The following is an 8,342-nucleotide window of genomic DNA, read 5'->3' as shown; positions in this document are numbered from 1 at the left end:
GCACTGGAGGTGAACGTGCCATGCGCGTACTGATTTGTGAGGACTCGGTGCTGCTGCGCGAAGGGCTGGTGCGGCTGCTGGAACACTCCGGCCACGAGGTGGTCGCCGCGCTGCCGGACGCCGGTGGGCTGAGCGGTTTCATGCAGCAGGCGGACCCCGCCCAGTTCCCCGAACTGTGCATCCTGGATGTGCGCCTGCCCCCGAGCTACACCGACGAGGGGATCCGCGCGGCACTGCAGCTGCGGCGCAGCTACCCGCAGCTGCCGCTGCTGGTGCTCTCGCAGTACGTGGAGGAACGCTACGCCGCCGAACTGATTGCCATGCAGTCCGGGGCCCTGGGCTACCTGCTCAAGGACCGGGTGGCGGACGTGGCCGAGTTCATTGAATCCCTGGAACAGATCCGTTCCGGCGGAACCGTGCTCGACCAGGAAGTGGTGGCACAGCTGTTGACCCGACGAAACCATGACGACCGCATGCAGCGGTTGACCGAACGCGAACGCACGGTGCTGGCCGCCCTGGCCGAGGGCAAGTCCAACCAGGCGATCGCCAGGCTTCTGCACTTGTCCGAAGCCAGCGTGGAGAAGTACATTACCTCCATTTTCCAAAAACTCGACCTGGAAGCCGATGGCACCGGCAACCGGCGCGTGCTCGCCGCCCTGGCGCATATCCAGGACACGGGCACCGGTAACACCGATAGGAGCACCCCATGACCACCCCCACCACTCCACCGCCCGTTGGGGACACCCGTCAACGCCAGCCCCTGGGCCCCGTGGGCATTGTGCTGGCCGTGCTGGGCGGACTGATCCTGCTCGGCGTGATCGCCGGAGCCGTCAACCAATCGGTTGCCACCCTCTCCCGCAGCCACACGGTGCTGACCGCCGATGCCAAGGAACCACCGACCTGAAGGCCAACGCGGAGGCCGGACAGTTCACCCTCGAATTCGCCGACACCCCCGAGGCGGTGCTCGATGTGCGCAGCTCCCGCGGCTCCTGGTCACTGGAGCGCCGCGGCAACACGCTGGAGGTGAAGCCGCCCGGCGGATGGCAGAGCTGGTGCTTCCTGGGCTGCGACCGCTCCCGCAACGACGTAAAGCTCACCCTGCCCCGGGAGCTGGACAATGGACAGCTGAACGCCACCCTGAACCTGGAGGCCGGTGAACTGCTGGCGAACGGAAACTTCGCGCGGCTCGATCTCGACGTTGATGCCGGATACCTGCGCGCCAACGGCTCGGCCACGAGCCTGGATGTGGATCTGGGGGCCGGGCAGGCCGACGTGGTCCTGGCCGATGTCGCGGACGCCACCTACGCCGTCGCCGCCGGACGACTGAACAGCGAACTGACCGGCAAGGCACCGGCCACGGTTGACGCACAGGTCAGCGCCGGACTGTTGGACCTGACGCTGCCGGACACCAGTTATGCGGTGGCCAGCGAGGTCTCCGCCGGAAGCGTGGATAACCGCTTGCAGGTCAGTTCCAATTCCAACCGCCAAGTGGGCCTGCAGGTATCGGCGGGCTCGGTGCTGCTGCACCCCGGCGCCCCGCCCACCGGGGACGGCCGGTAGGTCCAACCACTCCGGCTCGGAAAGCCGGATGCCGGGGATCCGAAACCGCAGCGATACAGGCCTCCGACGCTAAACCACAGGGTTTAGCGGCGGAGGCCTGTGTCATGGTGCTCGTCGATGGAAGCCAACTGGCTAGGAACGGTCCTTCTTCAGCGCGGCCAGCCGGGCCTCCACCTCGGAAGGCTGCGGGACACCTGCGGCGATTTCGCCGCTGGGCGCCGGAGCCTCGTCCACGATGTCCGCACTGGGCTTCAAAGCCGCCAGGCGGGCCTCCACCTCCGCGTCCTGGCCCAGATTGTCCAGTTCGGCGAACTGCGCGTCCAGCGAGGAGGCAGCCAATTCGGCGGCGCCGCGGGCCTTGGCTTCCTCCTGGCGCACCTGCGCCTCAAACCGACCCACCTCGGAGGTTGGGTCGCTCATGTCCAGGGACTTGAGCGCATCCAGCATCTGCCCTGGGTCTTGGCGTTGCGGGCGCGGGCCACCAGTTCATCGCGTTTGGACACCAGTTCCTGGCGCTTGGACTTCATGGAGTTCAACCCGTCCTTGAGCCGGGCCACCACCTCGCGCTGGGTCTGGATGGTTGGTTCCAGTCCGGCGGCCCGCTTCTCGCAGGACATCTGGCGTTGGATGGCCAAGGTCGCCAGCTGGTTGAACTTCTGTGCGTTCTGCTCATCCCCGGCCGCGCTGAACTCGTCGGCCTTGTTGGAGGCCGCCAGCGCCTTCGCTCCCCAGTCCTTGGCCTCACGCAGGGCCTTGGCGTGGTCTTCTTCCTGCATGCGCAGGTTGCCGATGGTCTGGGCCACGGCGGATTCAGCTTCGGCAATGTTGTTCGTGTAGTCACGCACCGTCTGATCCAGCATCTTCTTCGGGTCCTCAACGGCGTCCAGGGCCGCATTGGCGTTGGCCTGGCCCAGCTTGAAGATCCGCGCGAAAAATGAACGTATAGACATGGTGTTCCCTTCGATTGCCGCAGGTTTAACTCTAGGCGACGAACCCCCGCCAACTGAACTCGATTTCGGTTCCTTCAAAGGATGCGGCGGTGAAAATCAGGAACGGGGCCAGGCAGACCACCTTCAACAGTTGTGCTCAATGCGGAACGCCAATTTTCCACGCGGGCAGTCCGCAGGTAACAGGAAAAGTTCCGCCGGAGCCAGCCTCGATCTTATCGCCAGGTTATAGGCTATTCGACGCGCAGCTCGCACGCACGCGCATGGCGCAAGTACGCGACATCGTCGATCACGCCGCGGGCCGCGGCGGTGAGGGGTTCGATGTCTTCGCGGCTTGGGTCCGTCCTTCGTGCCATGCTGCAGCACGTGACTGCTGCGCAAACAGTTCTGGCCAGCGTTGCTCAACCTCGAACTTCTCAGGCACGGCTGACTGCCTTCCAAAATGGTCCTACTGCTATTTGGCCGAATCGCCCGAAAACGGTTCACAGAGCTTTTCCCCCGACTTTGGTTCCCGATACAAGTTTCGGGCAGCTTTACTCCGGCTTGCCACTCGGAATAGTGAGCTCCAGCCGGAACGTCTCAAAAACGAGCGTTCTCGAGACGCTTGTCAGCGGGTAAAGCGTACTCAGTGAAGTAACCGCATGCGGTGAATCCGAGGCGTCGATAGACCGGTTCCCCATCCTCAGACGCCTGCAGCACTGCGGTCTCATAACCGGCCCCGAGCGCAGTACGCATTGTGGCCAGGGTGATGGCTCCGCCGTATCCTTGGCGACGTTCTGATTTGAGCGTTGAGATGTTGTAAATACCAGCGACCCCATCGCTGAAGAAGACTTCAGCCGAGCAAACGGCCCGGCCATCAACATAGCCAACCAAGTAGCGCGCCGGGGAATCAGCGGCTAATGCCGCGTCCGAAGCGTCGGCATAGAATCGCTTCACCGTAATCGCTGGTGGATTCCAGTTGGCGGAAAGCACGGTTGCATAATCAGCAAGTTCTTCTGGCGTCCTCACTAACCGTATTTCGAGGCCATCAACCTGCACTTCCGGAAAATTCCCCCGCAAGTCCTTCCACATGCCAGACTCAGTTTCAGAAGCCTCTAAACCGGATTTCTCGAGGTAATGTGCCAGATAATCTGGAGCACTGGCAGGGCCAACCCACCATGAGAATGGGAGTCCGGTGGTACCCAGGGCCTGGAGCGTCTCTGCAACGCGAGTAGGTGCACTAGTGGCGGTGAAGCGGGCGGCCGCAACGATATTGAAAGTGTCGTCGCTGAGGCCGCTATCCGCAATCACCAGATCATCTGTTTCAGTAACAGTTGCACCGTCCAGGTGCCGGTGCAGATGGCACGCGTGCTCAGCCAAGTTCTGCTCCATAGCGAGTTGAAGACTAGGTAGATCAACTGACGACTGATTATCCAATTCCATAATGATCCATCTAACATCCACGTTCAACGATTACTCGGGGAGCAAGTGCAAAACAAGCTGCTTTGGGGGAAATCTCATCGCTAGTAACCGGCGGCGCACTCTAGTAACTTGCTAGTTCAACACACCAAAGATCGGCCGTTGCGGGTTTCCCACAAGAGGAAAGAGCACTGGGATGATCGCGCCAAGGAGCCGGGACAGAACACTGAGGCTCCGTTGCTCTGATTGCATATGAACCCAGGCCGCCTGGGCTACGATCAACCCGTCGATGGTGAGCTGGTTCAGACTTGGTGCGCAATCGGTCAAGGCTAGGTCCTAGTCCTCCGCACCGGTGGCCAGAGCCTCCCAGATGCAACCGGCAAGCTTGCCCGGCACTCAGCAGTTCATCGCGCACAGCGCCAACGGTGACGCCGGAGGTGGCCATGACGTGAACGGCGGTCCAAGTGCTTGGCGCAACGCCACCCACTCTTCCTGAGAAAAACATGCATGATTTCACGAGCTATTGATTGCGCCGTGCGGCGCTGGTTAGTCTCCACGTAGGTGCTGGCTTCGACCAGAAGGAACCGCCCTGCCAAGGGTGTTCCTTCTGGACCGGCCTTCTGCCGCACAATGTCGGATCACGAGCGAAGGAAGAGAAATGACCCAGGAACCAACCTCGGATGATCAGCAGAACCAGAATCTGGACGAGAATGACCAGCCGGACAAGGCAACCGAACAGCAGGACCAGGGTGCCAAGAAGCGCAACGGCAAGGGCGAAGACGAGGGCATCGTGAAGGAATGGGAGAAGGAATCCTTCCCGGCCTCCGACCCGCCGGCCAACTACTAGGCCTCACCGCCAGGGAAACCGACTACGAACAGGAAGTGTCCCGATGACAAAGCACTCTTCATCCCGTCCGGGAAGCGACAAGGACGAGGAAAACCAGGTCGACAAGAAGCAGGCCGGTGCCACCTCGAACCCTGACCCGGTCAAGGACAACATCACCGGATTGGAACCGGGCGGCGGCGTACCGCCCGGAGAGACCCCACCGGCCGAGGGCTCCATGAGCCAGGATCAGGGGCATGACGAATAAACGGCATCCCTGAGGCCAGTGGCTCGAACAGCAGGCTGGGCACCGACAGAGGCGTAGCCTCGACCTTCCTCCTAGGGGATCTGGTCGAGGCTACGCCTCTTTTTATCCTGTGGGCAGGGCCGGTAGGGGCTACAGGTCCACGGTGCCCGAGTCGCCCGGGTGGGCGCTCTTGTCGGTGAACTTCTCCTTGACCCAGCTGGCCACCACGCTGGCTGCACCGCCGGGGTTCTCCCAGTATTCCGCGGAGTCGGAGTCCACGTGCACCAGCACCACGTTGGAGGCCTCGGGGTCCTCTCCCACGAACGTCTCGACCATGGAGTTCCACAGTTCACGCTTCTTTTCAACGTCCCGCACGATGCGGGCGTTGCCTGCCACGGAAACCCACTTCTTGTTCCCGGCAAAGGACACGTTCACTTCACTGTGCGCTTCAATCTCGCGGACCAGGTCGGTTTCGGTGACCGTGAAGAACCACAGGTCCCCGTCCTCGGTGACGTCGATGACGGTCAGCGGGCGGCTGTAGAGCCGGTCCGGTCCGTGGGTCGTCACCATGGCGACGCGAATGTCCTTCAGGATCTCAACTACCTTGCGCGTATCGTCATTGGACATGCTGGTTCTCCTTCACAGTTGGCAACCTCGGTCACCGCCCACGTTACGGATTTCCAGGACACGCGAAAGGGTTTTGAGCATCTACCCAGCGGAGGCAGGAGCATCACCAGCGGTTGCCCCGGACCGGCAGGCTTCGCTGCCCGCCAGATGCTAATTCACGCAGGGATCAACCCGTGTTGAGACCAGCTCGTGCCGATAGAAGCCGCGCCGTTCGCAGCCCTGAACGCTAAAGGGCGGAAGGACGTGCGCCACGGCGCTGGAACTCCAATGGCTGATCCGAAAGGTGACCAGGCAGGAACGGGTGGCTTGTTCGACAAGGTCCCACACCACCATGTCCTGAGGTGTTGCCTCCACGGGCTGCAGGTCGGCGCAGGACCGGGAAATGTGCAGCATCCGCAGCGCGTCATCGTTCTTTCCCAGCACCGCAAGCAGCACCGAGCCGTCGTAGCGGGCGGTGAGGGCCAGGGCCTCTTCCAGCGGCTGGAAGGGTTGGGTGACAAGAATGGGCATCCCGTGGATCCATTCATTGGATTCCAGGTACTGGCGGCCTCACGGGACCCAAGCAGCTCCCGAACACGGGCGTTAACAGGCGAATTTCCAGAAAATGGCGACATGATCAGGCCTTTTCGTCGTCGCGACGATAGGGGTCTCCCCCTTCTCGTCGCGCCGCAGGCTAACATGTCCCTGACGAACAAGGACCACCAGGTGCTGGAGGCTTGTTCGATGTTGGCTAGCAGAGCTTGTTTCCAAGCGTACGGGTTTCTGGTGACTCGCGCCATGCCCGAAAGCTCATTTTTGGCTCAAGTCCGCTGGGCCAGCGCCTGCGGGACGGACTCTGGACGGCGGTCCGAAGCGCGGCTGGCCCCTATTGCTGCTTCTCAGCTGGGCTAGGCGGTGCAGGCCTCATTTGAGCAGCCGGCATCGCGTGGAATGTATTTATCCGTCCCCTCAACCTGCTCCCAGATGACATGCCGGTGTTGGCCGCAGCGTTCGCATGACGGCGCCAGATACGTGGAGCGCTCCTGCATGGTGTACGCCCGAAATTCCCCCATCGTGACCTCCTGACGGTACCGGCCTTCCGACCAATTGTTCCCGCGCTTGCGCGGTGAGCTCACTCTAGCCTGAGCACTGCGGCAGAACCAGAGCCACCGGTCTTTGCCCGGAATGGGGCTCAGGACTTGTCCGCCTGCGTGGCTCGAATTTCTGCGGAAAGCAGGAAGTGGCGCCCCAGCCGGCCCCATTCCACGCTTCCGTCGGCTTCACTGATCTTTTGACGCAACATCGCCAACCCCAGACCATCCACGGCGTCCTTGGCCCCGCGGCGCACACCATCATTGCGCACGGAGACCAACCAATGCTCCTGGCCCTCGGACTCTTCCAGACGCAGGAACACCACCAGGTGGGTGGTGTCGGCATGCCGCACCGCGTTGATGGCCGCTTCCCGCACCAGGCGCAACAGCAAGATCGGCAACCGGTCATCCAGGTCCACCCCGGGGGCGCTGACTTCCACCCGCAATCCGGCGTCCCGCAGCGTGGAGGCCAGTTCCTCAATGTCACCCAGTACCGGCGTCCCGGTCCCCCAGCCCGTCCTGGTCCATGGAGTCCACGGTGCGCCGCAGCTCCTGCAGCGCCTTGGCGGAGGAATCACGGACGTGTTCCAGGTTGACGGTGGCCGCCTCATCCCCCGACACTTCCTCCAGGGCGGCGTTGGTGTGCAGGGAGACCAACGCCAGATGGTGGGCGAGCTGGTCATGCAGCCTTCGGGAGACCCGCAGCCGCTCCCCCAGGTGCCGTTGTCCAGCCTCGGCCCGGGCCCGCAGGGTGGCCAGGCCCTTGAGTTCATGCCGGCTCTCCTGCAGCTTGTCGGCGCGGTCGGCCAGCCGGCGCCGGGTGGCGATCATTTCGCCCAGGGCGACCCCGAGCAGCTCAGCGCCAGGATGGCGAGCAGTTCATAGCCAGGACCACCTGGGTCTGCTCCCCGCGCACCAGCCGCACGCCCAGGGAGAGGATGATCAGCCCAACATCACGGTCAGGGTAAAGAAGCGCAGCCCGGCGGCCGTCGCGGCGGCCGGGAACAGCAGGAGCGGCACCACCAGCCCAACGCGGGAAGCCCCACGCTCAGGTACCCGCAGATGCCCACGGCGGCAAGGATCAGGGTCAGCCGCGAGGCGCGTTGGCCCAGCGCGGTGAGCAGGGCGAAGCCCAGGGAGAAACCGCCCAGGCCCAGCAGGTAGCCCAGGTGTCCGGCACCCACCAGCGGGCGGGATCGGCAAGCAGCGCCAGCAGCAGGACGGCCAGGAAGACGGCCGCAGACCACAGCAGGCTGGCGATGCGAGAGCTACCTGAACCTTCCACAACCCCAGTCTATGACGCACCGCAAATCCCGGCAGGTGCCGCGCCACAACCGGCGGCTACACCCGCACCAGCGTGCTGTCCTCCACGTAGCGCGGTTTGCCGGCCATCATCCCGGACACGGTCTGCAGCACCATCAGCGCCCCGAGCAGCAGCACCGGGGCCGTCCACGAATCGGTCATCTCATGCAGGCACCCACGGGCGAAGGGGCCGGGGAAGGCGATCAGGTAGCCCACGCTCTGCCCGAAGGCGGACAGCTTGGCCACCCCGGCGGCGGTGTGCGCCTTCAGCCCGATCATGGTCAGCGCCAGCGGGAAGTTCGCCCCGGCCACCCCCAGCAGCACCGCCCACAGCATCGCGCCCTGTGCCGGGTACGTCAGCAGCCCGG

11 protein-coding genes and 2 pseudogenes are annotated in these 8,342 nt (G+C 63.5%); 5 read left to right on the top strand and 8 right to left on the bottom strand.

Going from position 1 to position 8,342, the window contains the following annotated elements:
- Positions 1-20: 20 nt before the first annotated feature.
- Genes JCM19049_RS05495 through JCM19049_RS05485 form a run of 3 tightly spaced genes read left to right on the top strand, consistent with a single transcriptional unit; the run spans position 21 to position 1,560 of the window.
- Entirely contained in the window at positions 21-710 is a 690-nt protein-coding gene (locus JCM19049_RS05495; protein WP_054821067.1) for a response regulator transcription factor, read from the top strand.
- Positions 707-904 carry a hypothetical protein gene (locus JCM19049_RS05490; RefSeq protein WP_054821066.1) on the top strand — a complete coding sequence of 66 codons (198 nt, stop codon included), beginning with the start codon at positions 707-709 and terminating at the stop codon, positions 902-904. The genes JCM19049_RS05495 and JCM19049_RS05490 overlap by 4 nt, the downstream gene beginning before the upstream one ends.
- A 56-nt stretch (positions 905-960) precedes the next feature.
- Positions 961-1,560: a hypothetical protein gene (locus tag JCM19049_RS05485; RefSeq protein ID WP_054821065.1), complete on the top strand. Its 600-nt coding sequence runs from the start codon at positions 961-963 to the stop codon at positions 1,558-1,560.
- Between the two features lie 132 nt (positions 1,561-1,692).
- Here the strand turns inward: JCM19049_RS05485 and JCM19049_RS05480 are convergent.
- Positions 1,693-2,510, bottom strand: a pseudogene (locus JCM19049_RS05480) (PspA/IM30 family protein).
- 576 nt (positions 2,511-3,086) lie between these two features.
- Complete coding sequence (locus tag JCM19049_RS05475; RefSeq protein WP_374700237.1) at positions 3,087-3,950, bottom strand: GNAT family N-acetyltransferase; 864 nt, start codon at positions 3,948-3,950, stop codon at positions 3,087-3,089.
- 613 nt (positions 3,951-4,563) lie between these two features.
- On the opposite strand from JCM19049_RS05475, the gene JCM19049_RS05470 reads away from it, so the two are divergent.
- A complete protein-coding gene (locus JCM19049_RS05470; RefSeq protein ID WP_054821063.1) occupies positions 4,564-4,752 on the top strand; it encodes a hypothetical protein in 189 nt (62 codons plus the stop codon).
- 43 nt (positions 4,753-4,795) lie between these two features.
- Positions 4,796-4,996 carry a DUF6480 family protein gene (locus JCM19049_RS05465; RefSeq protein ID WP_054821062.1) on the top strand — a complete coding sequence of 67 codons (201 nt, stop codon included), beginning with the start codon at positions 4,796-4,798 and terminating at the stop codon, positions 4,994-4,996.
- Positions 4,997-5,125: 129 nt separating this feature from the next.
- Here JCM19049_RS05465 and JCM19049_RS05460 read toward each other — a convergent pair whose 3' ends face one another.
- The 6 genes and pseudogenes from JCM19049_RS05460 to JCM19049_RS05430 all read right to left on the bottom strand — a co-directional run.
- On the bottom strand, positions 5,126-5,602 hold the full coding sequence (locus JCM19049_RS05460; protein WP_054821061.1) for a pyridoxamine 5'-phosphate oxidase family protein: 477 nt from the start codon (positions 5,600-5,602) through the stop codon (positions 5,126-5,128).
- A gap of 150 nt (positions 5,603-5,752) precedes the next feature.
- Positions 5,753-6,112 carry a hypothetical protein gene (locus tag JCM19049_RS05455; protein WP_054821060.1) on the bottom strand — a complete coding sequence of 120 codons (360 nt, stop codon included), beginning with the start codon at positions 6,110-6,112 and terminating at the stop codon, positions 5,753-5,755.
- Between the two features lie 661 nt (positions 6,113-6,773).
- Positions 6,774-7,112 carry an ATP-binding protein gene (locus tag JCM19049_RS05445; RefSeq protein ID WP_054821058.1) on the bottom strand — a complete coding sequence of 113 codons (339 nt, stop codon included), beginning with the start codon at positions 7,110-7,112 and terminating at the stop codon, positions 6,774-6,776.
- Positions 7,113-7,155: 43 nt separating this feature from the next.
- Positions 7,156-7,503 carry a histidine kinase gene (locus tag JCM19049_RS05440; protein WP_054821057.1) on the bottom strand — a complete coding sequence of 116 codons (348 nt, stop codon included), beginning with the start codon at positions 7,501-7,503 and terminating at the stop codon, positions 7,156-7,158.
- 128 nt (positions 7,504-7,631) lie between these two features.
- Positions 7,632-7,856 carry a hypothetical protein gene (locus JCM19049_RS18835; RefSeq protein ID WP_279402533.1) on the bottom strand — a complete coding sequence of 75 codons (225 nt, stop codon included), beginning with the start codon at positions 7,854-7,856 and terminating at the stop codon, positions 7,632-7,634.
- A 157-nt stretch (positions 7,857-8,013) separates the two neighbouring features.
- A pseudogene (locus JCM19049_RS05430) lies at positions 8,014-8,342 on the bottom strand (MFS transporter); the annotation flags it as partial.

The sequence above is a fragment of the Arthrobacter sp. JCM 19049 genome (genome assembly GCF_001310435.1).
This window is presented reverse-complemented; position numbering and strand designations above follow the sequence as displayed.

What these genes read in the sequence shown, in the direction of transcription:
- JCM19049_RS05490 (WP_054821066.1), top strand. Translation starts at nt 707, where the DNA reads ATGACCACCCCCACCACTCCACCGCCCGTTGGGGACACCCGTCAACGC.
- JCM19049_RS05495 (WP_054821067.1), top strand. Translation starts at nt 21, where the DNA reads ATGCGCGTACTGATTTGTGAGGACTCGGTGCTGCTGCGCGAAGGGCTG.
- JCM19049_RS05470 (WP_054821063.1), top strand. Translation starts at nt 4,564, where the DNA reads ATGACCCAGGAACCAACCTCGGATGATCAGCAGAACCAGAATCTGGAC.
- JCM19049_RS05440 (WP_054821057.1), bottom strand. Translation starts at nt 7,503, where the DNA reads ATGATCGCCACCCGGCGCCGGCTGGCCGACCGCGCCGACAAGCTGCAG.
- JCM19049_RS05460 (WP_054821061.1), bottom strand. Translation starts at nt 5,602, where the DNA reads ATGTCCAATGACGATACGCGCAAGGTAGTTGAGATCCTGAAGGACATT.
- JCM19049_RS05455 (WP_054821060.1), bottom strand. Translation starts at nt 6,112, where the DNA reads ATGCCCATTCTTGTCACCCAACCCTTCCAGCCGCTGGAAGAGGCCCTG.
- JCM19049_RS05465 (WP_054821062.1), top strand. Translation starts at nt 4,796, where the DNA reads ATGACAAAGCACTCTTCATCCCGTCCGGGAAGCGACAAGGACGAGGAA.